Source organism: Rhodococcus sp. MT28, assembly GCF_058792695.1.
Map to the genome: position 1 here is coordinate 332,614 of NZ_JBXAFD010000001.1, position 23,936 is coordinate 356,549.

General features: G+C 62.3%; 27 protein-coding genes. 10 read left to right on the forward strand and 17 right to left on the reverse strand.

What is annotated here, in order from left to right; translation table 11 throughout:
- Window positions 1-24 precede the first annotated feature (24 nt).
- Genes rsmA through AC1Q6C_RS01515 form a run of 3 tightly spaced genes read right to left on the reverse strand, consistent with a single transcriptional unit; the run spans window position 25 to window position 3,217 of the window.
- Window positions 25-924, reverse strand: a complete 900-nt coding sequence (gene rsmA, locus AC1Q6C_RS01505) for a 16S rRNA (adenine(1518)-N(6)/adenine(1519)-N(6))-dimethyltransferase RsmA (protein WP_003946263.1) — start codon at window positions 922-924, stop codon at window positions 25-27.
- Between the two features lie 9 nt (window positions 925-933).
- The gene (locus AC1Q6C_RS01510; RefSeq protein ID WP_007729017.1) at window positions 934-2,061 is read right to left on the reverse strand and encodes a resuscitation-promoting factor; all 1,128 of its coding nucleotides are present in this window, start codon (window positions 2,059-2,061) and stop codon (window positions 934-936) included.
- A gap of 31 nt (window positions 2,062-2,092) precedes the next feature.
- Complete coding sequence (locus AC1Q6C_RS01515; RefSeq protein ID WP_042921286.1) at window positions 2,093-3,217, reverse strand: resuscitation-promoting factor; 1,125 nt, start codon at window positions 3,215-3,217, stop codon at window positions 2,093-2,095.
- 236 nt (window positions 3,218-3,453) lie between these two features.
- On the opposite strand from AC1Q6C_RS01515, the gene AC1Q6C_RS01520 reads away from it, so the two are divergent.
- Complete coding sequence (locus AC1Q6C_RS01520) at window positions 3,454-4,902, forward strand: amino acid ABC transporter substrate-binding protein/permease (protein ID WP_003946214.1); 1,449 nt, start codon at window positions 3,454-3,456, stop codon at window positions 4,900-4,902.
- The gene (locus AC1Q6C_RS01525; RefSeq protein ID WP_003946239.1) at window positions 4,899-5,666 is read left to right on the forward strand and encodes an amino acid ABC transporter ATP-binding protein; all 768 of its coding nucleotides are present in this window, start codon (window positions 4,899-4,901) and stop codon (window positions 5,664-5,666) included. Before AC1Q6C_RS01520 ends, AC1Q6C_RS01525 begins: the two co-directional genes overlap by 4 nt.
- 36 nt (window positions 5,667-5,702) lie before the next feature.
- On the opposite strand, the gene AC1Q6C_RS01530 is transcribed toward AC1Q6C_RS01525, so the two are convergent.
- From AC1Q6C_RS01530 to AC1Q6C_RS01540, 3 genes are all read right to left on the reverse strand, one after another.
- Entirely contained in the window at window positions 5,703-6,128 is a 426-nt protein-coding gene (locus AC1Q6C_RS01530; protein ID WP_042448984.1) for a DUF6578 domain-containing protein, read from the reverse strand.
- Window positions 6,125-6,508: a DUF6578 domain-containing protein gene (locus tag AC1Q6C_RS01535; protein ID WP_042921287.1), complete on the reverse strand. Its 384-nt coding sequence runs from the start codon at window positions 6,506-6,508 to the stop codon at window positions 6,125-6,127. Before AC1Q6C_RS01535 ends, AC1Q6C_RS01530 begins: the two co-directional genes overlap by 4 nt.
- 76 nt (window positions 6,509-6,584) lie before the next feature.
- On the reverse strand, window positions 6,585-7,412 hold the full coding sequence (locus AC1Q6C_RS01540) for a TatD family hydrolase (protein WP_030536315.1): 828 nt from the start codon (window positions 7,410-7,412) through the stop codon (window positions 6,585-6,587).
- A gap of 21 nt (window positions 7,413-7,433) precedes the next feature.
- Between AC1Q6C_RS01540 and metG the strand changes: the two genes are divergently transcribed.
- Both metG and AC1Q6C_RS01550 read left to right on the forward strand, forming a co-directional pair.
- Window positions 7,434-9,032 (forward strand): methionine--tRNA ligase, encoded by a 1,599-nt coding sequence (gene metG, locus AC1Q6C_RS01545; RefSeq protein ID WP_050654503.1) that lies wholly within the window; start codon window positions 7,434-7,436, stop codon window positions 9,030-9,032.
- 81 nt (window positions 9,033-9,113) lie between these two features.
- A complete protein-coding gene (locus tag AC1Q6C_RS01550) occupies window positions 9,114-10,361 on the forward strand; it encodes a DUF2786 domain-containing protein (RefSeq protein WP_397524180.1) in 1,248 nt (415 codons plus the stop codon).
- Here the strand turns inward: AC1Q6C_RS01550 and rsmI are convergent.
- Window positions 10,358-11,188 (reverse strand): 16S rRNA (cytidine(1402)-2'-O)-methyltransferase, encoded by an 831-nt coding sequence (rsmI, locus tag AC1Q6C_RS01555; protein ID WP_003946264.1) that lies wholly within the window; start codon window positions 11,186-11,188, stop codon window positions 10,358-10,360. The two genes, AC1Q6C_RS01550 and rsmI, sit on opposite strands and share 4 nt — an antisense overlap.
- Window positions 11,189-11,262: 74 nt before the next feature.
- Between rsmI and AC1Q6C_RS01560 the strand changes: the two genes are divergently transcribed.
- Window positions 11,263-12,771, forward strand: coding sequence for a dolichyl-phosphate-mannose--protein mannosyltransferase (locus AC1Q6C_RS01560; RefSeq protein ID WP_003946230.1), 1,509 nt, complete (start codon window positions 11,263-11,265; stop codon window positions 12,769-12,771).
- Window positions 12,772-12,843: 72 nt separating this feature from the next.
- On the opposite strand, the gene AC1Q6C_RS01565 is transcribed toward AC1Q6C_RS01560, so the two are convergent.
- From AC1Q6C_RS01565 to AC1Q6C_RS01580, 4 genes are all read right to left on the reverse strand, one after another.
- Window positions 12,844-14,478, reverse strand: coding sequence for a BCCT family transporter (locus tag AC1Q6C_RS01565; RefSeq protein WP_003946258.1), 1,635 nt, complete (start codon window positions 14,476-14,478; stop codon window positions 12,844-12,846).
- A gap of 84 nt (window positions 14,479-14,562) precedes the next feature.
- A complete protein-coding gene (locus tag AC1Q6C_RS01570; protein ID WP_003946228.1) occupies window positions 14,563-14,994 on the reverse strand; it encodes a DoxX family protein in 432 nt (143 codons plus the stop codon).
- A 48-nt stretch (window positions 14,995-15,042) separates the two neighbouring features.
- Window positions 15,043-15,402, reverse strand: a complete 360-nt coding sequence (locus AC1Q6C_RS01575; protein WP_492666345.1) for a GntR family transcriptional regulator — start codon at window positions 15,400-15,402, stop codon at window positions 15,043-15,045.
- A 42-nt stretch (window positions 15,403-15,444) separates the two neighbouring features.
- A complete protein-coding gene (locus AC1Q6C_RS01580; protein WP_003946268.1) occupies window positions 15,445-16,128 on the reverse strand; it encodes an SDR family oxidoreductase in 684 nt (227 codons plus the stop codon).
- A 94-nt stretch (window positions 16,129-16,222) separates the two neighbouring features.
- Here AC1Q6C_RS01580 and arsC point away from each other — a divergent pair, with 94 nt between their 5' ends.
- Complete coding sequence (arsC, locus tag AC1Q6C_RS01585; protein ID WP_003946209.1) at window positions 16,223-16,576, forward strand: arsenate reductase (glutaredoxin); 354 nt, start codon at window positions 16,223-16,225, stop codon at window positions 16,574-16,576.
- Between the two features lie 13 nt (window positions 16,577-16,589).
- Here the strand turns inward: arsC and arcA are convergent, their stop codons facing one another.
- A complete protein-coding gene (gene arcA, locus AC1Q6C_RS01590) occupies window positions 16,590-17,807 on the reverse strand; it encodes an arginine deiminase (RefSeq protein WP_003946210.1) in 1,218 nt (405 codons plus the stop codon).
- 99 nt (window positions 17,808-17,906) lie between these two features.
- Between arcA and AC1Q6C_RS01595 the strand changes: the two genes are divergently transcribed.
- Window positions 17,907-18,395 carry a heme-binding beta-barrel domain-containing protein gene (locus AC1Q6C_RS01595; protein ID WP_003946270.1) on the forward strand — a complete coding sequence of 163 codons (489 nt, stop codon included), beginning with the start codon at window positions 17,907-17,909 and terminating at the stop codon, window positions 18,393-18,395.
- 5 nt (window positions 18,396-18,400) lie between these two features.
- Complete coding sequence (soxR, locus tag AC1Q6C_RS01600) at window positions 18,401-18,880, forward strand: redox-sensitive transcriptional activator SoxR (RefSeq protein ID WP_050654499.1); 480 nt, start codon at window positions 18,401-18,403, stop codon at window positions 18,878-18,880.
- Here the strand turns inward: soxR and AC1Q6C_RS01605 are convergent.
- The 3 genes from AC1Q6C_RS01605 to AC1Q6C_RS01615 form a co-directional block, all read right to left on the reverse strand.
- A complete protein-coding gene (locus tag AC1Q6C_RS01605; protein WP_030536322.1) occupies window positions 18,866-19,348 on the reverse strand; it encodes a DUF2505 domain-containing protein in 483 nt (160 codons plus the stop codon). The two genes, soxR and AC1Q6C_RS01605, sit on opposite strands and share 15 nt — an antisense overlap.
- Window positions 19,349-19,396: 48 nt before the next feature.
- A complete protein-coding gene (locus tag AC1Q6C_RS01610; RefSeq protein ID WP_050654498.1) occupies window positions 19,397-20,242 on the reverse strand; it encodes an SDR family oxidoreductase in 846 nt (281 codons plus the stop codon).
- A gap of 145 nt (window positions 20,243-20,387) precedes the next feature.
- Window positions 20,388-20,543 carry a hypothetical protein gene (locus AC1Q6C_RS01615; protein ID WP_003946253.1) on the reverse strand — a complete coding sequence of 52 codons (156 nt, stop codon included), beginning with the start codon at window positions 20,541-20,543 and terminating at the stop codon, window positions 20,388-20,390.
- Window positions 20,544-21,022: 479 nt separating this feature from the next.
- Here AC1Q6C_RS01615 and AC1Q6C_RS01620 point away from each other — a divergent pair, with 479 nt between their 5' ends.
- On the forward strand, window positions 21,023-21,439 hold the full coding sequence (locus AC1Q6C_RS01620) for a helix-turn-helix domain-containing protein (protein ID WP_003946231.1): 417 nt from the start codon (window positions 21,023-21,025) through the stop codon (window positions 21,437-21,439).
- Window positions 21,440-21,499: 60 nt separating this feature from the next.
- On the opposite strand, the gene AC1Q6C_RS01625 is transcribed toward AC1Q6C_RS01620, so the two are convergent.
- Together AC1Q6C_RS01625 and AC1Q6C_RS01630 are read right to left on the reverse strand one after the other, a co-directional pair.
- A complete protein-coding gene (locus AC1Q6C_RS01625; protein ID WP_003946245.1) occupies window positions 21,500-22,501 on the reverse strand; it encodes a hypothetical protein in 1,002 nt (333 codons plus the stop codon).
- A complete protein-coding gene (locus AC1Q6C_RS01630; RefSeq protein ID WP_003946241.1) occupies window positions 22,498-22,998 on the reverse strand; it encodes an ImmA/IrrE family metallo-endopeptidase in 501 nt (166 codons plus the stop codon). The genes AC1Q6C_RS01625 and AC1Q6C_RS01630 overlap by 4 nt, the downstream gene beginning before the upstream one ends.
- Window positions 22,999-23,176: 178 nt before the next feature.
- Between AC1Q6C_RS01630 and AC1Q6C_RS01635 the strand changes: the two genes are divergently transcribed.
- Complete coding sequence (locus tag AC1Q6C_RS01635; RefSeq protein ID WP_492666346.1) at window positions 23,177-23,935, forward strand: hypothetical protein; 759 nt, start codon at window positions 23,177-23,179, stop codon at window positions 23,933-23,935.
- The last annotated feature ends 1 nt before the right edge of the window (window position 23,936 follow it).

Sequence of the window (23,936 nt, forward strand, 5' to 3'; positions counted from 1 at the left end):
TGCACTCCTTAACCGCGCACGGGGCTATTCGCCTCCAGCCAGCCGAACGAAGGCTGCTGCGTCGAGCATCTCGCCACGCGTCTGAGGCTCGATACCGGCAGCGAGGAGCCGTCGTTCGGCCTCGGCAGGCGAACCTGCCCAACCGCTGAGAGCGGCACGCAAAGTCTTGCGGCGCTGTGCGAACGCGGCGTCGATCGCCGCAAAAACCTGCTTGCGGTGCTTCTCGTCCATCGGCCACGGCGGCTCCGCGTACCGATCGATACGAACCAGTCCTGATTCGACCTTCGGCACCGGCCAGAACACGTTGCGTCCGACTGCACCAGCGCGGCGAACCTCGCCGAAGAAGTTGGCCTTGACGCTGGGAACGCCGTAGATCTTGCTTCCCGGATCAGCCGCCAGGCGATCGGCAACCTCGGCTTGCACCATCACGAGTGCGGTCCGCAGACTCGGAAGCGACGCGAACAGGTGCAACAGCACCGGCACCGCGACGTTGTACGGCAGGTTCGCGACAAGCGCGGTCGGCTCGCCGGGAATCTGCGAAGGCAGCACACGCATCGCGTCGGCTTCGACGACGGTCAGGCGATCGGCCAGTTCCGGCGCTCGCTCGGCCACCGTCTTCGGCAGGCGAGCCGCGAGGTTGGGATCGATCTCGACCGCGATGACCCGATCGACCACGTCCATCAGCGCCATCGTCAGCGAACCGAGACCAGGCCCTACCTCGAGAACGACGTCGTCACGTGTCACGCCTGCCGTGGTGACGATGCGCCTCACGGTATTGGCGTCGTGAACGAAGTTCTGCCCCAACTGTTTCGTGGGCCGGACACCGAATTCCTCGGCAAGAGCGCGCACCTCGACCGGACCGAGCAGGGCTGCCTGCCCGCGCGGAGTAGCGATGGGTTCGTTCGATTGTTCGGCGTCTGACACCAGTAGAACTTATCCCAGTCCGAGGCGACCCGAGCACGACGGCCATGCGCCCCAACCCTGAGTGCGCTGGGTCTGTGTCGCAATCGCGATCTGTTCTTCACGGGTGGCGAGGTCGGCGCGGGGCGCATACTTCAACCCGCCCTGTCGTTCCCAGGTGTTCTGATCGAACTGCACGCCGCCGTAGAAACCGTTGCCGGTGTTGATGGCCCAGTTACCGGTGGCCTCGCACTGTGCGAGCGCATCCCACGTCGAACCGTTCTCCACGGGCGGCACCTCGGTGCCCGGCTTCGTTCCGACACGCACGACCTTCGGCTGCGCCGGTGTGGTGATCGTCTCCGAGACCTGGGTACGTCCGGCTTCGACACCGTTGACGAGATTCACGGCGAACGTCACGTCACGCACGCCGGGCACGCCCGGGTTCTCGACGATCGTGCGACTCTGGTTCATCGTCGGATCCTCGATGCGCTGATCCGGCGGATCGAGCGGCAAGGTCTCGACCTTGTTCTCGGTGCGGTTGCGCGTCACCGTGACCTCCAGGCCCTCGGTCAGTGGAGCGTCGGCGGCGGGAACCACCGTGTCCGACTGCTCGAGCGGAGTGCCGTTGGCGGTAAGGAACTCCCCGACCGTCGGCGCCGCGATACGCACGTCTGCTGCCGCGTTTGCGCCGTCGACCAGTTTTGCGACGACCGGTGTCAGCACGTCGAGCGCGGCGCCGTCCAGCGGAAGACGCTGCGAGCGCGAAGCCGACACGTGCACATCCGCCGCGACGTCCAACTGCTTCAACGCGTCGTCGACGGTCAAGGCAGTGGTCCAGAGCTTCTGCGGCTGACCGTCGACCGTCAGCGTGATCTCACGGGCACGACGGAGCACCACGGTGTCGCCGTCGGACAGCGAAGCGTCGGCCGCGGGAGCAACTGCATCCTTGTCACCGATCGGGTAACCCGCGTCCTCGAGAGCGCCGTCGACGTTGGTCGACATGGTGCTCAGGCGAATCTGCTCACCGTCGACATCGAGAGTGATGGTCTTGTGCCGGACGACGGCCAGAACACCACCCACGAGAACCGTCAGGAGAAGAGCGGCGATCGCCGAGTACAACAACGGCGACCTGGTCGAGTTGATCTTGGCGAACGGTGACATCGGTTCCTGTGTTCTGTGAGGTGTGAGCGCGTCAGCGCAGGCCCAATTTGCTGGTGCAGGACGGCCAAGCACCCCAGCCCTGACCGGCGCGGACTTTCTCGCCGATCGCGATCTGCTGTTCACGTGATGCGAGGTCGGCGCGAGCTGCGTACTGACCGCCGCCGAATGCTTCCCAGGTGCTCTGGGTGAACTGAAGTCCTCCGTAGAAACCGTTGCCGGTGTTGATGGCCCAGTTTCCGGTCGCCTCGCACTGAGCAATGGCATCCCACGTCGACGCGTTGGACACAGCGGGAGCGGAAGCCTGCTTGGTACCGACCTTCACCACTGCTGCGACCGGTTCCTTGATCACGGTCGCGGACAGTTCGGTTCGTCCGGCCTCGACGCCGTTGACGGTCTTGACCTCGACAGTGGCCGTGCGCTCACCCGGAACACCCGGGTTCTCGACGACGGTCTTGTCCTTCTCCAGCTCGGGATCCTCGACCTTGTTCTCCGGCGGCGCGATCGGCTGCGTCTCGACGCGAGTGTCCGTGCGGTCGCGAGTGACCTGGATGGTCAGGCCGTTGGTAACGGGTGTGTCGGCGGTGGGAACCACCGAGTCGGCCTGCTCGAGCGGCGCATTCTTGGCCGCGAGAAGATCGCCGACGGTCACGGCGGCGAGCTTGACCTCCGCCGCCGGAGCACCACCGTCGCTGACGCTGACGGTCTTCGGGCTGACGACGTCGAGCTCGGTCCGTTCGAGCGGCAGACGATGCGAGCGCGAAGCTGAGACTGCGAAGTCGTCGGAAACATCTACCTGCTTCAATGCCTCGTCGACCGTCAACGCGGTGGTCCAGATGGTGGTCGGCTGACCGTCGACGGTCAGAGCCAACTCACGGGCACGGCGCAGTACGACGGTATCGCCATCGGACAGGGAGGAATCGGCACTGGGTGCGAGCGCGTCCTTGGGATCGACCGGGTATCCGGCGTCCTCGAGAGCGGTACCGACACTGCTCGACATCGTGGACAGCGAAATCATGTCGCCGTCGACATCGAGGGTGATCGTCTTGTGCCGAACCACGGCGAGCGCACCCCCGACGATGAGCGTCAGAAGCAACGCACCCACCACTGAATAGAGAAGTGGTGACTTCGTGGAGTTGATCTTGGCAAAAGGCGACACAGGAAATCCCAAGGCAGACGACGTTCGATCACAATACGGTAACGACCGAGCGTTGTATCGGCAACCAAATCACAACGAAATGCGACTTTTGTCACGGAACGGCAACGGCGTGTCGTGTGTTCTGCACTTTCCGGCTCCGATACCCGTGTATCGATTCAGCTCTGGGCGCAGTATGTTCTCGTCTGGTTCAAAGCAGTCCGGCGATCCCGGGCGCGACAGAAGAAAGCTGGGCGATAGTGCGAAGAAGATTCGACAGACCACGTAATGCCAGGTGGCCGATCCTGGCCATCCTGCTGGCGCTGATCGCAGCGCTGTTCGCCCCCGGAATCGCGAGCGCGCAACCCGGCCGCACCTACACGATCGCCACCGATCTGACATTCGCCCCGTTCGAATTCGAGAACGAAGACGGCAAACTCGTCGGCATCGACATCGACCTGCTCAATGCGATCGCCGAGGACCAAGGCTTCAAGGTCGACATCAAGCAGCTCGGCTTCGACGCTGCACTGCAGGCCGTGCAGGCCGGCCAGGCGGACGGCGTCATCGCGGGCATGTCCATCACCGACGCCCGCAAGCAGGTGTTCGACTTCTCCGACCCGTACTTCGAGTCGGGCGTGCAGATGGCGGTCCTCGAGACCGACAACGACGTGAAGTCGTACGAGGATCTGAGGGGCAAGCGCGTCGCCGTCAAGAACGGCACCGAGGGCGCCAGCTTCGCCGAGTCCATCAAGGACCAATACGGCTTCACCACAGTCTATTTCGCCGACTCCGCCAGCATGTACGACGAGGTCCGCACCGGGAACTCCGTCGCAGTCTTCGACGACTACCCCGTCCTCGCCTACGGCATCACACAGGGCAACGGCCTCAAGACGGTCACCGAAAAAGAGGTGGGCGCGAGCTACGGCTTCGCAGTCAACAAGGGCCAGAACGCCGAACTGCTCCAGATGTTCAACGCCGGACTGCAGAACCTGCGCGACGACGGCCAGTACGACGAAATCGTCTCGACCTACCTCGGTCAGGGCGCGTCGACGTCGGACAACTCCATCATCGGCTTGATCAAGAGCACCTACCCGCAGCTTCTCAAGGGCCTGTGGTTGACGATCGTTCTCTCCGTCGTCTCGATCGCGATCGCTCTGGTCCTAGGCGCGATCTTCGGTCTCTGCCGCGTGTCCACCAACATGTTCGTCCGAGGTATAGGCACAACCTACGTCGACATCTTCCGCGGCACACCGCTGTTGGTGCAGGCATTCTTCATCTACTTCGGCATCCCGGCAGCCCTGCATTTCCAGATGTCCGCCTTCACCGCAGGCATCATCACGCTCTCGCTCAACGCCGGCGCGTACATGGCTGAAATCGTCCGCGGCGGCATCCTGTCCGTCGACAAGGGACAGATGGAGGCGTCACGAAGCCTGGGCATCAGCTACATGAAGTCGATGCGAAAAGTCATCATGCCGCAGGCAATTCGCACGATGATCCCGTCGTACATCAACCAGTTCGTGATCACCCTCAAGGACACGTCGATCCTGTCGGTCATCGGACTCGCCGAGCTCACTCAGACAGGGCGCATCATCATCGCGCGCAACTTCCAGTCGTTCAACATGTGGCTGATCATCGGCGTCATGTACTTCATCATCATCATGGCGCTCACCAAGCTGTCGAACCGCCTCGAGAAGAGGATCAACAAGTGACCGAAACAGCCGTCAACATGGGCAAGTCCGCCACCGAGGTCAAGATTTCGGTCAAGGGACTGAAGAAGTCGTTCGGCGACAACGAGGTCCTCAAGGGCCTGGACGTCGACATCAAGAGCGGTGAAGTGGTCTGCGTCATCGGGCCTTCCGGTTCCGGCAAGTCGACCTTCCTGCGTTGCCTCAACCGCCTCGAAGACATCACCGCCGGATCCGTGCGCGTCGACCAGTTCGACCTCACGAACAAGGATGTCGACATCGACAAGGTGCGCCAGCACATCGGGATGGTGTTCCAGCACTTCAACCTGTTCCCCCACATGAGCGTCGTCGAAAACGTGATGCTCGCTCCGGTGCAGACCGGGCGATCGACCAAGGAGCAGGCTCGCGAGATCGCCGTCAAACTGCTCGGCCAGGTCGGTCTCGCGGAGAAGGCAGATGCCAAGCCCGCCAGCCTGTCCGGTGGGCAGAAGCAGCGCGTTGCCATCGCCCGCGCACTCGCGATGAGTCCGGACATCATGCTCTTCGACGAGGCCACCAGCGCCCTCGACCCCGAAATGGTGGGTGAGGTTCTGCAGGTGCTGCGCGACCTCGCCAAGCAGGGCATGACCATGGTCGTCGTGACCCACGAGATGGGCTTCGCCCGTGAGGTTTCCGACCGAGTCATCTTCATGGCCGACGGATACATCGTCGAAGAAGGTAAGCCGGAGAGTCTGTTCGGCAACCCCCAGCAGCAGCGCACCCAGGACTTCCTGGCGAAGGTTCTCTAGGGGCAAGCCCCCTGTGCGCCTTTTTGGTAGTGGGGACTACCGGAAAGGCGCACGGGTGGTGGCCAATTCGACGACCAGCCCGGTCTCGATCCGATTCTGCGGCTCGAAGTCGAAGTCGCCGAACCTTCGGAACCACCGAGGACTGGCCTCGACCCTTCGATAGGTCTCGCTACCTTCGACGGGCAACCACATGCGTGGACTTCCGACTTCCTCGTACGTCGTCGTGACCACGAGAATCCCGAGCACCACACCGGTGGTCACGACTCCAGACGCCGGCATCCCGCCGTGAACCCAACCGTCGAAATCGTCGTCCTGCGATCGCGGTGTCAATGTCCACGAGCATGGTTCACCGACCACCGGAAACGGCCCGCAGCACTCGACTTCGACCGCGTCGACATGAACGCTGACGATCCGGACCGAAGAGTCGACCGGCGTCGGCTCAGTGAAGCTGTGCGCCCTCATCCCCTCGCGGGAAGAGCAAGCTCGACGACAACGGCCGTCTCCATCCAGCCACGACGACCGGCAACCAGCGACGACATGCCGCGAAAAGACCGTGGGACCTTCTCGACTCGAACGTGATCGGTGCTCCCAGGTACCAATACCCAGTGCCTGGGTTCTTGTTCGACAAACTCGCCGCGCTCGAGTCGGATCGAGAGAACGATCCCGGCCGTAGGTTCCACGTCGTCGGGATAGATTCCTCCATGAACCGTCCCGTCGAACCACAGCGACTCACGTGTGGGGTGCAAAGCCCACGCAGATTTTTCGCCGACCACCGGCAACGGTGCACAGCACTCGAATTCCCACGTTTCGATGCGGACTGTGACCACGTTGTAGTCATTCATCTGAATACTCCGCGCAGTAGACGAACCGGGACACGACCGTCCCGGGCGCGGAGTTACCTGTCAGACCACCATAGCGTCAGAGCTTGTAGACGCGCTCCGCTGTCGCCGTGGACGCTGCTGCCAGCGCCTGCGGATCCTCACCGCGGATGTCTGCGAGCGCGCGCACTGTGTACGGCAGGCAGTACGACTCGTTGGGCGCACCGCGGAACGGGTGCGGCGTCAAGAACGGCGCATCCGTCTCGACGATCAGTTGATCCGACGGCACCAACAGCGCGGCCTCACGCAGCGCCTTCGCATTCTTGAAACTCACGGTTCCCGAGAAACTCAACACGTAGCCCGCGTCGATGCACGCACGGGCCATCTCCGAATCCGAGGAGAAGCAATGGAACACCACGGTCTCCGGCGCGCCTTCCTCGTGCAGCACCCGCAGCAGGTCCTCATCGGCTTCGCGATTGTGAATCATCAGCGTCTTGCCGAGACGCTTCGCGAGGTCGATGTGCCACCGGAAACCGTCGACCTGCTCCTCGATGGTGGCGCACCCTTCGAGCTTGCCTGGCCAGTAGAGATCCAGCCCGGTCTCCCCCACCGCGACGACCCGCGGATCGGACGCCAACCGTTCTATCTCGGCTCTGGTGTCGACATCGAGGACGTTCGCCCTGGTCGGATGGATTGCGACGGCTGCGTAAACCCTCGAATCCCAGTTCGCAGCGTCGACGGCAAAGCGTGCGGCATCAAGGTCGTCGGCCACCGTGACGACCCGTCCGACGCCGACGGCTTCGGCCCGATCGACAATTTCGGCCACGGTCGCAGCGTCGTGCGCACCACAGGCGTCGAGGTGCGTATGTGCGTCGATCAGAGGCGACAAGGGCTCAGGGGCATCGGGGGCGGGACGGTCTTTGCTCACGCCCGATAGAGTAAGCCCACCATGACTGTGCCTGCCTCACCCTCCCAGACCCCGCGCCCGGACTCCGCTGCCCCGGAAGGCGCGGAACGATCGCCGTTCTACATCACGACAGCGATCGCGTATCCCAACGGCGCTCCGCACATCGGCCACGCGTACGAGTACATCTCCTCGGACGCGCTCGCCCGTTTCAAGCGGTTGGACGGTCATGAAGTGTTCTTCATGACCGGCACCGACGAGCACGGTCTGAAGATGCAGCAGACAGCGATCAAAGAGGGCATCGACGTCCGCGAACTCGCGGCTCGGAACTCCGACGTGTTCCAGAACCTCGACAAGGTCCTGAACATCTCGTACGACCGGTTCATCCGCACCACCGACGCCGACCATCAGGTCGCCAGCAAGGCGATCTGGGAAAAGATGGCCGCATCGGGCGACATCTACCTCGACACCTACTCGGGGTGGTATTCGGTTCGTGACGAGGCCTTCTACACCGAAGCCGAGACCACGCTCCTGGACGACGGCACCCGTCAGTCGACGGAGACCGGCACTCCGGTGGAGTGGACCGAGGAGTCCAACTACACTTTCCGTCTCTCGGCCTACGAGGACCGTTTGCTTGCTCTGTACGAAGAGCATCCCGAGTTCATTGCCCCCGCGACTCGTCGCAACGAGATCGTCAGCTTCGTCAAGGGCGGCCTCAAGGACCTGTCGATCTCGCGTACCACGTTCGACTGGGGCGTCGAGGTTCCCGGAGACCCCGACCACGTCATGTACGTCTGGGTCGACGCCCTCACCAACTACCTGACCGGCGTGGGTTACCCGAACGTCGACTCGGCGGAGTTCGAGAAGTTCTGGCCCGCGAGCCTGCACATCATCGGCAAGGACATCACGCGTTTCCATACCGTGTACTGGCCGGCGTTCCTCATGTCTGCCGGCATCGAACTGCCAGAGCGGGTCTTCGTCCACGGGTTCTTGTACAACAAGGGCGAGAAGATGTCGAAGTCGGTCGGCAACGTCGTCGACCCCATCGCGATGGTCGATCAGTACGGCCTCGACGCGGTCCGCTTCTTCCTGCTCCGCGAGATCTCGTACGGCCAGGACGGCAGCTACAGCCACGAAGCAATCGTGACGCGTATGAATGCAGACCTGTCCAATGAACTGGGCAACCTCGCGCAGCGTTCACTGACGATGGTCGCGAAGAACTGCGATGCCCAGGTACCGACCCCCGGCGAGTTCACCGAGGACGACCTGGCGATGCTGGCGTCGGCGGATGCCCTGCTTGCCAAGTGCCGCAGCGAGTTCGACGTGCAGGCGCTGCATCTCGCACTGGAAGCCATCTGGGGCGTTCTCGGCGAGACCAACCGGTACTTCTCCAAGCAGGAACCGTGGGTTCTGCGCAAGACGGATCCGGCACGCATGGCGACGGTTCTGTACGTGACGCTCGAAGTGGTCCGTATCGTCGGGCTTCTCGTTCAGCCGGTGATGCCCGACGCGGCGTCACGCATCCTCGATCTGCTCGGTCAGAGCGAAGAGAACCGTCAGTTCACCGACATCGCGGTTCGCATCGACGCGAACCGGAAACTGCCTGCTCCGGCACCGGTCTTCCCCCGCTTCGTCGAGGAATGAGCTAAGCGAGAGTGCCGCACGTGGGGTCCGAGATATCCGGTTACAGGCGGATGTGTCGGACCCCACGTGCACACTCCAGCCATGACGGAAAATAGAACATACATTCGAACCAGCGCTTCGGCGCAGACACTGCCATGGAACGGAGCGCGGGTGTCCACTCAGGAGGTCAGCCCTCAATCCGTTTCCGCGGTGCGAGATCTCGTTTCCGAACTGTCCGCGGCGTACGACCGCGGATGGCAGCCGGCGGATCTGATTCATCTGGCGCGTCGAAGCAAAGAAGCGTCCGACGCCGATCTCGCCGCCACCACCATCCTGTTCGACGCGAAGGCGTCGCGCGCCTCCGATCGCGCTCCGCTCGAATGGGTGGGGCAGTTGCAGACAATCGGCGAGCAGTATCCGAAGTCTCGGCACATCGCTTCTCGAATCACCGTGGACGACGACGTTTTTCGCTCCCTCGCGGCCGGCCTTCTGTTCCAGGATCCCTACTTCCTCGTTTCGCAGATCGTCGACGTCGCGCGATCGTGGATGCGCCTACCTCAGTGGACGGTGTTGCTCGCGCCACCATCCACCTGGCCGTCGCATCGCACCGATACCAGCTATGCCGGCGTCGGCGATACCGAGGTCGACGCCAAGGTACTCAAGCGAATTCGTGGACTACTCGCCAAAGCGGAAGCAACCAACTTCGCGGAAGAAGCCGAGATTTTCACCGCGAAGGCCCAGGAGTTGATGACCCGGTACGCCATCGACTCCGCACTGCTCCACAGTCGCGCCGGGGTCACCGACACATCCGTCAATGCCCGACGCATTCACATCGAGAACCCGTACGTGAAGGAAAAGGTTCACCTCCTGACCGAGATCGGCGAATCGAATCGAGTCAGGACTGTCTGGTTCAGCGACATTGCACTCGCGACCGTCGTCGGCACTCCGGTCGACCTTCAGCAAGTCGACATGCTGTTCACTTCCCTGCTCGTACAGGCAACCCGTGCAATGCAATTCGCCGACTCGAGCAATCGTGGCGGCTCACGCACCACCTCGTTCCGCAAGGGATTCCTGGCCGGGTTCGCCAGCCGCATCGGGCACCGCCTGCGTGACGCCGGCACCAAAGCCACCGCCGAAGCGGCCGACGCGGCATCGATGGACGTCGCGGATCTTCTGCCGATCCTCGCCACCACATCCGAGGCCGTCGACGCCGAATTCGATCGATTGTTCCCGACAACCCGCAAGACTCGCGGACGGTCCGTGGACGCCGAAGGCTGGCACGCCGGCCAGGCTGCAGCCGACGACGCCAACCTGCGTCCCGGCGCACCCGCCGTGAACCGCTCCCGCTAGTCCTTTCGAGCGGCCAGGACCGTCTCGTACAACTCACGCTTGGAGACTCCGGCCGTTGCGACCAGAGCACACGCGTCCTTCAATCGTGCTCCCCCCTCGACCAGCCTTTCCACCTCGTCGACCAGATCGGCAGGATCAGATGCCACCAGCACTGCGCCTTCGAGCACCACCGTGATCTCACCGCGAACGCCCTCGGCGGCCCAAGCAGCTAACTCCCCGAGAGTGCCGCGCTTCACTTCCTCGTAGGTCTTGGTCAATTCCCGGCACACGGCCGCGCGGCGATTCGGCCCGAGCACTTCCACCGCATCTGCGAGGCAGTCGGCAAGGCGATGAGGCGCTTCGAAGAACACACACGCTCGCTGCTCGGTTGCCAAGGCAGAGAGCCACGTCTTGCGCTGCCCCTGCTTACGGGGCGGGAACCCGTCGAAGCAGAACCGCTCGACGGGCAATCCGGAGAGTGCCAGCGCCGTCGTCACCGCCGACGGACCGGGCAAGCACGTGACGGCGAGGTTCTCGGCTACGCAGGCGGCGACAAGGCGATATCCGGGATCGCTGACCGACGGCATGCCCGCGTCCGTGACCAGCAGGACGGTCTTGCCTTCGGCGACGTCGGCGACCAGCGCGGGCAGCCGGGAAATCTCGACCTGATCGTAGAAACTGACGATCTTCCCGGTGATGGTTACCTCGAGCGCGGAAGCCAGAGACTTGGTGCGTCGTGTGTCCTCCGCAGCAACGACGTCGGCGGTTGCGAGAGCAGACCGAAGACGCGGAGACGCGTCACCGACATCTCCCATGGGTGTTGCGGCGAGTACCAAGCGACCAGTCATACCTGACAGCCTACGATTGCCAGGTGACTGTGCAGACGGACGAGCGGCCAACGCCCGCCACGAGCGATCGGGTAATGCGTAGTCCCGGCCCGCTGGTACCGGATCCTGATTTCGGCCCGACCGACAGATTGCGCGGCTGGATCGTCACCGCTTTCGTCACCGCTATCGCGGCGATCACACGCTTCACGATGCTCGCCTACCCGACCGACGCCGGCACACCTGTCTTCGACGAGAAGCACTACGTTCCGCAGGGCTGGCAAGTTCTGACCGGTGGCGGCATCGAGGACAATCCCGGTTACGGATTGGTGGTACACCCGCCGATCGGTAAGCAGATGATCGCGATCGGCGAAGCACTCTTCGGTTACAACGGTTGGGGGTGGCGATTCTCGTCGGCCCTGGTCGGAACCCTGATGGTCCTGCTGATCATCCGGATCGTGCGCCGCATGACGCGCTCCACGCTGATCGGCGCGATTGCCGGAATCCTGCTCATCGTGGACGGCGTCACCTTCGTCTCCTCACGCCTGGGGATGCTCGACATCTTCCTGGCTTTCTTCGTCCTCGCTGCTCTCGGATGCCTGGTGGTCGATCGCGACCAAGTCCGCGAACGGATGGCGAAGGTATACGAAGAGGGCCGAATCGGCGACTCTGCCTGGGGTCCGCGGCTGGGTTTCCGGTGGTGGAGGTTCGGCGCCGGCATCCTGCTCGGCCTGGCCTGCGGCACCAAGTGGTCCGGCATGTACTTCATTCTGTTCTTCGGATTGCTCAGTGTTGCCTTCGACCTGTCAGCGCGCCGCGCCTACCGCGTGCAGCGCCCATGGGTCGGCACTGCAGTTCGCGACATCGGGCCGGCTCTGTATGCGTTGGTGATCATTCCGCTCGGTGTGTACCTCGCGAGCTACTGGGCCTGGTTCACCAGCGAGACCGGCGTCGACCGTCACGCCGTCGGGAACGAGATCGGTGAGGGTGGCACATGGAGCTTCATTCCCTCCGCACTGCGTTCACTCTGGTACTACAGCGGAAACGTTCTCCAGTTCCACGCCGGTCTGACCAACTCCGCCGGAAACCACCACCCGTGGGAGTCGAAACCGTGGACGTGGCCGATGGGGCTACGACCGATGCTCTACTACTACGCCGACGGCGAGCAGGTCACCGGTTGCGGGGCCGCCAGCTGCGTCAAGGCCGTGATGCTGATCGGCACACCGGCGATGTGGTGGCTGGCCCTACCGATGTTGGCGTGGGCGATCTGGCAGACGTTCGTGCGCAGGGACTGGCGATACGCCGTGGTCCTGACCGGCTACGGTGCCGCTTACCTCCCGTGGTTCGCGACGCTCGACCGCCAGATGTACTACTTCTACGCAGTTGCACTCGCCCCGTTCATGGTCATGGGATTTGCGCTGGTCCTCGGCGATGTACTGGGCAAGGCGAGCGCGTCCGTCGAGCGTCGTACCACCGGACTTCTGGCAGTCAGTCTGTACATCGGTCTGGTCGTGGCCAACTTCGTCTACCTCTGGCCGATACTCACCGCCATGCCGATCACGCCGGAATCGTGGCAGAACCATCTGTGGTTGCCCAGCTGGAAATAACCGGACGACAAAAGGGGCACCGAACCGCAGTTCGGTGCCCCTTCACGGTTCAAGTCCTACTCCGCTCAAGTCCTACTCCACTGACTTACCCACACGGCGTCCTCGGCGCGGGCGTAGGAGAGCACGTTTCTGCTCCTTCGCCGCAATGATGATCGGGTCGTGCGAAAGATCCTTGTACAGCGAGAAGCACAATCCGATCATGACCAGCACGAACGGCGCCGCAGCGATGATCGTCATGGTCTGCAAGCCGTCGAGCGCTTCGGAACCACCGGTCCACAGCAGAAGCGCCGCGACGCCACCGGTCAACATGCCCCAGAACACCACGACCCAGCGACTCGGTTCGAGCGTTCCGCGCTGCGAGAGCGTCCCCATCACCATCGACGCAGCGTCGGCGCCGGAGACGAAGAACACTGCGACGAGCAGCATGACCAGGACAGTCGTCACTCCGGCCAACGGCAGATTGTCGAGCATGCCGAACAGTTGAGCCTCTTCCGAGCCTCGGCCGGACAAGCCGATTCCGTCGCGTTCCTCGCCGATGCCTGCGCCGCCGAAGATCGCGAACCAGAGCAAGCTGACAGTCGTGGGAACGGCGATGACGCCGACGATGAACTGGCGGATCGTGCGGCCGCGGCTGATGCGGGCCAGGAACATGCCGACGAACGGCGTCCAGGACACCCACCATGCCCAGTAGAAGATCGTCCACGACGAAAGCCACGCGCCGGTTTCAGGATTCGACGATGCACCCGTGCGGGCCGACATCTGGGCGAGGTCGGAAACGTATGCACCAATGGTCGTCGGGAGCAGATTGAGAATCAGCACGGTCGGCCCGAGAACGAACACGAACAGGGCCAAGATCAATGCGAGCACCATGTTGATGTTGGAGAGCCACTGAATTCCCTTGGCCACACCGGAAACTGCCGAAGCGACGAACGCCAGGGTCAGTACCGCAACGATGGCCACGAGCAGGAATACGCCGGCTTCTTCCATCCAGCCGACTACCTCGAAACCGGAGCCGATCTGAAGTGCGCCGAGCCCCAAAGATGCTGCGGTGCCGAAAAGTGTCGCAAAGATTGCCAGGATGTCGATGACCTTGCCGATCGGCCCTTCGGCTTTGCGACCGAGCAACGGGATGAAGGCCGAACTGAACAGTTGCTTGCGTCCTCGGCGATACGACCCGTACGCAATGGCAAGGCCCACAACGGCATACATCGCCCAAGGATGAAGACCCCAGTGAAACATGGTGGTAGCCATGGCAGTTCCGACGCCACCGTCGGTGCCGGGAGGCGGAGTCACGTAGTGCGCAAGCGGCTCCGCGACACCGAAGAACATCAGGCCGATGCCCATGCCGGCACTGAACATCATGGCGATCCAGCTGACGGTTCGGAACTCGGGCTTCTCACCGTCTTTGCCCAGCGGAATGTCGCCGAATCGACTGACAGCGAGGTAGATGGAAAACAGCACGAAAGCAGAAGCTGCGAGTACGAAGAGCCAGCCGATGTTCGTCACCAACCAGCCGAGAACACTTCCGGTTACCGAGTTCAGGTTGTCGGGAGCTACGAGACCCCACACGACAATAGCCAGCACCGCTGCGGCCGCCACGGAAAACACCACGTAGTCGGTCCGAACGCCTACCCGAGTAAAGCCCGTCTCCGGGCGCTCTTCGTTGGCCCCGGAATCTTGTTCGGATCGATCAGATTTCGTCACCATAGATGACTACGTTCGTCACTTTGTGGGCCAAAAGCAAGCTGGAAGGCGGGCTCAACAGCCGTTGAACCCGCCTTCTCACCCCGATCAAGCTGGGGTTTTAACCCAACCGTTGCCCTTGCCGATCAATCCGTCGATGCTGATGCGTCCTGCGCCGATAACAGCGATCAAGAGCGAACCGACACCGAGTGCGACGACGAGTTCATAGCCGCCGTTGTCTATGAAGACGCCCTTGTCGGCGTGCACGATGAAGAACGCGCCGACCATGTCGAGGAACAGCAGTGCGCCGACGAGCGGGGTCAGCAGACCCGCGATGAGCAGGATGCCGCCACCGAGTTCGATGGATGCTGCCAGAACTGCAGAAATCTTGGGGAGCGGGGCGCCCATCCCTTCGAATGCGGCCTGCGTTCCGGCGATCTTGTAGGTGAAGAACTTCTGCCAACCGTGGGCGATGAAGATGATCCCGAGGCCGACACGGGCGATGAGGAGTCCGAGGTCACGAGCAATCGACGAATTCATGAGCCAAGACTGACAGCTTTAAGTTGAAGCGTCAACTTAATCAATGTGTCACGCACCTCTCAATGCCGACTCCACCATGGCGACGATCTCAGTGTCGGAGTACCCGAGCGAGCGGACCTTATGCGCAAACGCGTTCGCCGCCTGCTCCGCCTGCGCCTGCACCGGATCGGTCCCCGAAGCGATGAACGTCCCTTGCTTTCCCCTAGTCTCGATCACGCCCTGATCGCTGAGCGCGCGATAAGCCTTCGCGACGGTGTTGGCCGCCAATCCCAGCTCCGAGGCCAATGCACGCACCGTCGGGATCTTGGTTCCCGCAATCAATCCGCCGCCGTGAACCTGCTCGATAATCTGTTGCCGCAGTTGGTCGTACGGAGCTGTGGAGGAATCGTGTTCGATCGCGATCTTCATCGTCACCCTCGTCGTATCTTCTCGGTCACAGCATCTTCTCTCTCACAAACCCTCGATCGCTTCGCGGATCGTATGCGGGCCGGAGGTCAGAACCAATATCTTGCCGACACTGGACGGCGCGTCGATGAGCGCTTCGATCACTGCGGCGACATCTGCACGAGGCACAGAGCCTCGATCGACGGGTGGCTCTGCAAGAAGGACTTCACCGGTGGGGTCGTCGTCTGTCAGAAGGCCTGGCCGAAGAATCGTCCAATCCAGCGAAGTCCTTGTCTTCAGGTCTTCCTCTGCTGCAGTCTTCGCCCGCAGGTAGGCGGCAAAAACCTCGTCGGTGTTCTCCGGTATTTCGTCACCAGCACCCATGGCGCTGATCTGTATGAACCGACGCACTCCCGCTTTCTCGGCGGCATCGGCCAACAGCACCGCCGCAGCTCGGTCTACGGAGTCCTTCCGCTCGATCGAGCTACCAGGTCCGGCGCCCGCGGCGAAGACCGCGACGTCGGCACCGTCGAGTACCTTCGCAACTTCCTCGACCGTGGAGGATTCCAGATCGATCACCACGGGGAACGCGCCGAGTGTGCGGACCGCACCCTCGTGCGCGGAGTTGCGGATCAGCGCTACCGGCCGATCACCATGTCCTGCCAGCAGGTACGTCAGGTGCTGCGCGATCTTGCCGTGCCCACCGGCAATGACCACGCGCCGTTCGTCCACACTTCGATGTTCCGTCATCGTTTTCTCCTCACAAGTCGGTACTTCAAGTGCAGCGCGCCGGAGGTGTCCGTTGTTCCCCTGTTTGTCCCACGAGTTCGGACACAGAGGCAGAATGACGGACATGGCATCTGCAACCATCTTCCACAATCAACGGTGCAACACGTCGCGGACTGTTCTCGGACTTATCCGCGACGCCGGCATCGAACCGACCATTGTGAAGTACCTCGATACTCCGCCTACCCGATCCGAGCTGGAAAAACTCCTCGCCGACGCCGGCCTCGAGCCCAGCCAAGCCGTTCGCAAGCGCGAAACGCAGTACAAGGAACTCGGGCTCGCCGATGCATCCGAATCCGAGATCCTCGACGCGATGATCGAGCACCCAATTCTGATCGAACGCCCGTTCGTGGTCACCGACAAAGGCACCGTCCTCGCGCGGCCTGCAGCCAAGGTGGAAGAAATTCTCTGACAGCGTCGACGGCTTACAGCGGATCGCGGGCGATCGGGCAGGACATGCACCGAGGACCACCTCGGCCGGACCCCAGTTCCGAACCCGCGATTCGCAAAACCTCGATACCCGAGGCCTCCAGCCTGGCGTTCGTTTCGACGTTGCGCTCGTAAGCGACGACGACGCCAGGCTCGACGGCGAGGGTGTTGTTTCCGTCGTCCCACTGCTCACGCTCGGCAGTCACCGTGTCGAGTCCGGTGTCGATCACACGCAGTTTTCCGATTCCCATGGCGTCGGCCGCCGCTTCGAGGAACGGCGTCGCACCGCGAATACTCACCCCGTCGTCTTCCTTGCGCAGAGTGAACGCCGCCAGGGTGTCCTGAATGGCCGGATACATGACGACCGCGTCGGCCTCGACCATGGTGCAAACCGTGTCGAGATGCATCGACGCTCGGCGTTGCTCGATCGGAACAACCAACACCGTGTGGGCGAGGCCGTCGTCGAACACGCTACGCGCCAATGCTTCTGCTCCGGCGGGTGACGTACGTTCACCGACACCGATTGCGATCACCCCCGGCGCGAGAAGCAGCACGTCACCTCCCTCGACAGGAGCCGTGTGCGACTCGTACGCGCGGCGCACGCCTTTGAATCGAGGGTGATGCGCGTAGACGAGATCCGTTATCGAGGATTCGCGAGCTCGCGCTGACAACGCCAAGGACGTGATGATGACCCGTGGCCCGACCCAGAACGACGAATCACGGGTGAAGAGCAAGTTGGGCAACGGGTCGATCACGAAGTCACCGCCGTGATGCATCCTGCGCACCAACGAGGTCGAGTCGGCATCGATCGGCAATTCGTCGAACGTCATTCCTGCAGTAAGGATCGACGAAAGCTCCTTCGGCTCCACCTTTCGCAGGTAGGCGGCCAGGTGTTGCCCGAGCGCGTGGCCGATCTTGCGTGCGTCGACGGCGGCCGCGATTCCCTGGATCCTCGCTGCGCCACTGACCTCGAGCGCCTCGGTGAGGAGATCGGACAAAAGCAGTACCTCGACGCCGCGCTCACGAAGGACGGTCGCAAACTGATCGTGTTCTTCCTGCGCGCGGTCCACCCACGGCAACGCGTCGAACAGCAGCTCGTCGTTGTTGCGCGGAGTCAATCGTTTCAACTCGTCGCCAGGACGATGAAGAATGACCGATCGCAATCGGCCCACCTCGGAATCGACACCGAGGGGGACGGAGCCAGAAGCGTTCATGAGTGAACACTAATCCCGTAGGCCCCACCCAGCAGGGACAAGCAGCTGTCGTACCGGTCCGCGTAACGTCTGATCCGACGCAGGCGAGAGGACCAGGCAATGAGTAGTACGGATCAGGCGGCGCTGAACGGCGCCGGAATCGAGAGGTTCACCGGGCGCTGGGTCGGCGCTGGAGCCGGACATTTCCCCACCATCGACGACTTCGAGTACTCCGAGGAGATCGAGTTCGCGCCCACCCCGAAACCGTTTCTCACCTACTCGTCGCGCACTCGTGGGCTCCCCGACGGACGACCGCTTCACATGGAATCGGGATACCTGCGCCCAACACCGGGTGGTGAGCTCGAATTGCTGGTCAGCCAGCCCACCGGATTCGTCGAGATCCATCGCGGCACCCTCGACTCCGAAGGCACTCTCGCCTTGACCCGTCTCACGCTCGCAGCATCACCCGACGCAAAACCGGTTCACGACGTCCGGCGAGTCATGCGCGTTCAGGGCGACACGCTGACATACGACTTGTGGATGGCGCACGGTGACACCCCGCTGACACATCATCTCCACGCCACCCTCCACCGGGCGACGGACCGGTAGTCGCCATGGAGATGCCGTCGTGGAAGGCAAAGGAACTCACGCCCGGCCAGCTCTCCGAGCGCAGCGGTGTCGCCGTCTCGGCCCTGCATTTCTACGAACGAGAAGGCCTCATCGTCAGTCGCCGGACCAGCGGAAACCAGCGCCGATACCAACGAGACACGCTTCGACGCGTCGCCTTCATCAGAATCTCGCAACGCGTCGGCATTCCGCTGTCGGAAATCAGAGAGGCCCTCGGCACACTTCCTGAAGGCCGTACCCCGAACCGCGCAGATTGGGAAAGATTGTCGACCGGGTGGCGGCGCCACCTCGATCTACGCATCGAGCAACTGGAACGTCTACGGGACAACCTCACCGGTTGCATCGGTTGCGGGTGCCTCTCGTTGGAGGGGTGCGCCCTCGCCAACCCGCACGATCAACTCGCATCCGCCGGCCCGGGTGCGCGCGTTCTGGAAGTAGATTTCGGTGCAGACTCAGGCGAGAAATGACTCGACGGCGTCCCGATCGCGCCCCAACAAGTCCTCGACGGTCTTCTTCAGCAACTTCTCGATCTGGCCGCCGATGATCGGCATCTTCACCTCAGCCGTTCCGTCGACGACCAACCGCGTGCAGGACTCGGCGGCGGTGAGATCGAGCGTCGTCTCGATTCGGATCGGCAGTCCCCGCGCGATTCCGGTGACCGACCCTGCTGCACGCCCGTCCGACAGAGGTCCCCACCGATCGACCCGTTTCAGACCGAGCCGACTCGGCGCAACCTTGGCGACCAGGCTCGGGAGGGAGGCGGAGTCGATTTCCTCGGACACGGATACTTCGATCGATCCGTCTCGAACTTCGATGTCCGAGGTGGCATAAAGGTCTCCGAGTCTGCCTTTCCAATAATTCGGGTCGGTCAAAGTTCGATGCACGTCGTCGATCGGATATTTGAATTCGATATCGAAGTGAAAACTCTTCGGCATGACTTTGGTCCCTATTCGACTAGATAAAAGTCCCGGCGGAGTTAACGCTCATCGCTTGAGCAATTTACTGAACTGGTCGTTCGCTTTTTGCATCACGAACTCGTAAGGCAGGGCGAATTTGCGCGCCCACCAGTATCCGAATCGGATGTCATTGGACGTATATACGAGGTACGTATTCTTCTCGATTCCCCGCAGAATGCACGACGCCACCTTCTCCGGGGAGACAGCACGCGCCTCGAACCGGTGCGTGAGTTTTTCGACCCGCGGGTCGTTCCTGTCGATACCCGCTATTTCCACGGTCCCCACCAATGGCGTCTTCACCCCACCCGGCACAACCAGACTGACCCCGATTCCGTGCCGCTTCAGATCGAATCGCAGCACCTCGGACACCCCGCGAAGGCCGAACTTGCTCGCACTGTAGGCGGCGTGCCACGGCAGGGCCAAAAGTCCGGCAGCCGAAGACACGTTGACCAGGTGTCCACCCTTGCCGGCACGAATCATGGGTGGAACAAACGTCTCCATGACATGTATCGGCCCCATCAGGTTGACGTCCACCATGGACTTCCAATGCCGATGTTCGAGGTTCTCGATAGTTCCCCACGCTGAAATGCCGGCGATATTCATGACGACATCCATCGCAGAGAATTGAGTGTGAATCTCGGTACCGAATTTCACGACCTCGTCGTAGTCCGAGATATCGAGTGCCTTCGCCATGCTGACCGTGCCGCCGCCGGCGCCGACCATCGCGACCGTCTCTTCCAATCCGACGCTGTTGATATCGGTGAGAAACAATTCGGCGCCGACCTCTGATGCACGCAGCGCAGTTGCACGTCCAATTCCACTACCGGCGCCGGTGATCAGGCATTTCTTGCCGTCGAGCGACCTTACAGACATGGATGAACACTCCCCCGCACTCGTACTGTGGACATGCGGGAAAGTCTACGCACGCACGGTGCGGCCGCCCTGAAACACGCAAGACGACCTGCGGGGCACGGCCGTACTCCGCGCAAACACCGCACAGAGACGACCGCAGCGAGCATTAGAGACGCTGCATCATCTGCTCTTGATAGCCCTTGACCGTACGGTCGAGTTCTTCCGCCGCTACATCGTCCCCACGCTTGCGTGCGTCGTGGGCTCGATCCTGAATTTCACGGATTGCGCGGCGCAATTCATCATCGCTCATCGTGTGTTTCATGTCACAATTCTGCACCCACTCGGAGGGTTTAGCTAGCACAGATCGCAATCCGGCAAACCGTTCAAGGTTCAACCCCGAGGTGATCCGCATGACATCGCAACCAGCCACCCTGATCGCGACCCCAAACCTTCAAACATCGCTTGAACTGCAGTTTTTCAATCGAAATAGTTGTGAAAAACCAGGCTAACGCATAGCTAATATCGCCAAAACGGGTAAAAGGTTTGATATTGGGCGGATTGGCCAAGTACTGGAAGGTTCGAATAGCGCAGTCGTAGCTGCACATTTCCGTGTGGCGGAAACTCAATGTGCGCTGAGACATAGCTGAGCACTCATTGGGCGGACGAATCGAATCTCGGACACATTTGACAACTAGTCCACTAAACAGACTACGGTGAGCTACCGATCGGTTATCCGCGTGATACCGTAGGATTCACTGAACGGACAATTGCTAGCTAGAGAGGATTACGGGGCGGTTCACAATGGCTGACTTTGCAGAACGATTGAACAAACTGTTCGACAGTGTTCATCCTCCGGGGCGCAAACCCCATACCAACGCCGAGGTTGCGGCAGCGCTCATCGAAGACGGCCATCAGATCTCCAAGCCGTACATCTCGCAGCTCCGCTCGGGACAGCGCACCAACCCCTCAGACGAGACAGTCGCAGCCTTCGCCCGGTTCTTCAAGGTGAAGCCCGACTACTTCTTCAACGACATCTACGCAGCCAAGATCGATCACGATCTCGAACTGCTCTCACAGCTCCAAGGCTACGGGCTTCGCCGCCTCTCGAGCCGTGCATTCGACCTCTCGGAAGAATCGCAGAATCTACTCACCACGATGGCTGAAAAGCTCCGCGCGAGTGAAGGTTTGCCAGAGGTTCCGCCTGACGCGTCACGCTGATGTGAACGTGCTGAAGCACTGACTCGATCTCGAGCACTGCAATGACATGGAGTAGGTCGACTACGAACGTCGACCTACTTTTGTCGTTTCATCGAGTTCTTTCGCCAACAACAACACCCATCGGCGCGCCGACATCTTCTCAGGAGGCGCAATCCACCTGGTGTCCAACACATCCGAGGCCAAGGGATCGGCGATCCACCCCGCCAAAATCCCCGCGTGTGCAGTGACGGCCCGCGGCGGTTCCTGACCACCGACGTCGAACATCCCGGCGCCGGACTGGATGTACATCGCATCCATGATCTGCGCGATCATGTCCGATGCCCGCAGCACAGACGTACTCCCGGCGCTGTCCGCGTCGACTACCTCGGGGAATCGCTTGACGAGAAGCGCGTGCATCCGCCGCAGCCGGTACAGATCTCGTCGCGCACGTAACCAGGTCTCGAGAAGCACCCACGTGATGCCCAGCGCAATCAGAACACTCGAGGCAGCGATGAACCACACCCCTGCGCCCGTCCAGATATCCGATTCGAGTGCGCCGGTGCCACCGATCGATTCGACAAGCATCACGACGACCACGACGAGCAGGATCGACGAACCGGTCACGATCAACGCGATTCCGCGCCCCAACGGCGCCCACGCAACGTGCCGTAGCCCCGTCGAAATGACAAGGGACAGAGCGACGATGATAAAGATCAGAGCCGGCGCCGGGTAGCCGAAGAGAACCGCGATCGCCACCAGGAGCCCCACCGAGTACAGCACGGTGGCGAGGCCGCGCATAGCCGGACGTGACATCACCGGCCACGCAGACACGGCGCCGACTGCACTGGCCGCAGACAACGCTGTCCACAAGACGATGACGATCATCGCGGCGGCATGCTGCTCCGGCGCAATGCGATCGACGATGTCCCATACCGCAGGCACCATGACCGTCGACGACAATGCGACCGAGAAGCCGGCGAAGACCATCGACATTCGCAACGGCGTCGCGGTGCGCGCGACAACTCGACCCAGTCTCGCGCCGGCTGCAACCCAGACGAGAAGGGCCACAGCCCAAAAGATCATCCGATCGCCTCGTCGTACCGCAACACCGACAGCGGTGTCCCACGGCCACTCATCGTTCGCAGACGCATGATCAACATCGACGCAAACGTCTCGGCTTCCCACTCCGCGATGTCGTCCATCGGCACGGGTTCGTTGCGCCGCAGAGAACGTTGACTCAACATGTAGGCGATCAAATCGTCACTGACCTCGAGCGTCGCCTCGGCGATCTCGGCACCCTCGTGGCGAAACACTATGTGCCCCAACTCATGTGCCAGAGTTCGCTCGACATTGGGAAGTCCGGGGGCCAAGACGATGACGTCGTGGTCGTCGTAGGCTCGGCGCTGACCGCACACTCCGGTGGCGAGAGGGGTTTCCAGATCGATCTCGATCGGGCGCCCACGCTCGCGGGCGACTGTCTGCACTACCGTCAGCAGTGACACTGCCTCCGACGACGCTGCTGCGTCGCATACGGCATCCACCGCGGCCAGAACGCGGCGATGTGAACGTCTGTCCGGCACGACTCACGCACCTCCCTGTGATCCGGGTGCCAGGAATTCGGCACGCGCGGCAGCCAATCGTGCCTTCTGCAGCGATGCTCCGCGGAAAGTCAGTGCTCCCGCACCGGCCGCTACCACTGCCATTCCGCCTACACCGCCGGCGACGGCGGCGGCGTTGAGAATCGGCGGAAGCCCTTGAGTGAACGCCGTCGGAAATGCCTGCGGGTTGTCAGTCGGAGCCGCGACGTTCGGAACGTTCGACGGTACCTGCGGAGCTACGGGTGCGGGTGCGGCCAGAACCTCGGGTGCGGAAGGGGCTGCGACTGCGCCCGGCGCAGCGTTTGCCGGTCCACCGGCAGAGGGTGCAGGCGCTCCGCCGCCCGCTGACGGTCCCTGCGGATCAGACGGTCCAGCCGGCGGAGCCGCTACCGCGGACGACTGCTCGGAACTCGGCTGCGATTCGGAAGGAGACTGTGTCTCGGAGGGTGCTTGGCTCGAAGGACTCTCGGTCTGCGAAGTTGCGTTGGTCGCGGGGGAAGCGCTGCTGCTCGGACGTTGCGACGCCGAAGGGTTGGTCGTGGGCTCAGTCGTCGTGGGCTCAGTCGTCGTGGGCTCAGTCGTGGTCGTGGGCTCAGTCGTCGTGGTCGGCTCAGTCGTGGTCGTCGGCTCAGTCGTCGTGGTCGGCTCAGTCGTCGTGGTCGGCTCAGTCGTCGTGGTCGGCTCAGTCGTCGTGGTCGGCTCAGTCGTGGTCGTCGGCTCAGTCGTGGTCGTCGGCTCAGTCGTGGTCGTCGGCTCAGTCGTGGTCGTCGGCTCAGTCGTCGTCGGCTCAGTCGTGGTCGTCGGCTCAGTCGTCGTCGGCTCAGTCGTCGTCGGCTCAGTCGTCGTGGTCGGCTCAGTCGTCGTGGTCGGCTCAGTCGTCGTGGTCGGTGTCGGAATTACGGTCGTGCCGCAGTTGTGAC

Bases quoted from the DNA above. Each gene is read 5' to 3' on its own strand.
- AC1Q6C_RS01530 (WP_042448984.1), bottom strand. From the start codon at position 6,128: ATGAGGGCGCACAGCTTCACTGAGCCGACGCCGGTCGACTCTTCGGTC.
- AC1Q6C_RS01620 (WP_003946231.1), top strand. From the start codon at position 21,023: ATGGCTGACTTTGCAGAACGATTGAACAAACTGTTCGACAGTGTTCAT.
- AC1Q6C_RS01510 (WP_007729017.1), bottom strand. From the start codon at position 2,061: ATGTCACCGTTCGCCAAGATCAACTCGACCAGGTCGCCGTTGTTGTAC.
- AC1Q6C_RS01575 (WP_492666345.1), bottom strand. From the start codon at position 15,402: ATGAAGATCGCGATCGAACACGATTCCTCCACAGCTCCGTACGACCAA.
- rsmI (WP_003946264.1), bottom strand. From the start codon at position 11,188: ATGACTGGTCGCTTGGTACTCGCCGCAACACCCATGGGAGATGTCGGT.
- arsC (WP_003946209.1), top strand. From the start codon at position 16,223: ATGACGGACATGGCATCTGCAACCATCTTCCACAATCAACGGTGCAAC.
- soxR (WP_050654499.1), top strand. From the start codon at position 18,401: ATGGAGATGCCGTCGTGGAAGGCAAAGGAACTCACGCCCGGCCAGCTC.
- AC1Q6C_RS01560 (WP_003946230.1), top strand. From the start codon at position 11,263: ATGCGTAGTCCCGGCCCGCTGGTACCGGATCCTGATTTCGGCCCGACC.
- metG (WP_050654503.1), top strand. From the start codon at position 7,434: ATGACTGTGCCTGCCTCACCCTCCCAGACCCCGCGCCCGGACTCCGCT.
- AC1Q6C_RS01605 (WP_030536322.1), bottom strand. From the start codon at position 19,348: ATGCCGAAGAGTTTTCACTTCGATATCGAATTCAAATATCCGATCGAC.
- AC1Q6C_RS01595 (WP_003946270.1), top strand. From the start codon at position 17,907: ATGAGTAGTACGGATCAGGCGGCGCTGAACGGCGCCGGAATCGAGAGG.
- AC1Q6C_RS01615 (WP_003946253.1), bottom strand. From the start codon at position 20,543: ATGAAACACACGATGAGCGATGATGAATTGCGCCGCGCAATCCGTGAA.
- AC1Q6C_RS01610 (WP_050654498.1), bottom strand. From the start codon at position 20,242: ATGTCTGTAAGGTCGCTCGACGGCAAGAAATGCCTGATCACCGGCGCC.
- AC1Q6C_RS01550 (WP_397524180.1), top strand. From the start codon at position 9,114: ATGACGGAAAATAGAACATACATTCGAACCAGCGCTTCGGCGCAGACA.
- AC1Q6C_RS01565 (WP_003946258.1), bottom strand. From the start codon at position 14,478: ATGGTGACGAAATCTGATCGATCCGAACAAGATTCCGGGGCCAACGAA.
- AC1Q6C_RS01625 (WP_003946245.1), bottom strand. From the start codon at position 22,501: ATGATCTTTTGGGCTGTGGCCCTTCTCGTCTGGGTTGCAGCCGGCGCG.
- AC1Q6C_RS01535 (WP_042921287.1), bottom strand. From the start codon at position 6,508: ATGAATGACTACAACGTGGTCACAGTCCGCATCGAAACGTGGGAATTC.
- arcA (WP_003946210.1), bottom strand. From the start codon at position 17,807: ATGAACGCTTCTGGCTCCGTCCCCCTCGGTGTCGATTCCGAGGTGGGC.
- AC1Q6C_RS01580 (WP_003946268.1), bottom strand. From the start codon at position 16,128: ATGACGGAACATCGAAGTGTGGACGAACGGCGCGTGGTCATTGCCGGT.
- AC1Q6C_RS01570 (WP_003946228.1), bottom strand. From the start codon at position 14,994: ATGAATTCGTCGATTGCTCGTGACCTCGGACTCCTCATCGCCCGTGTC.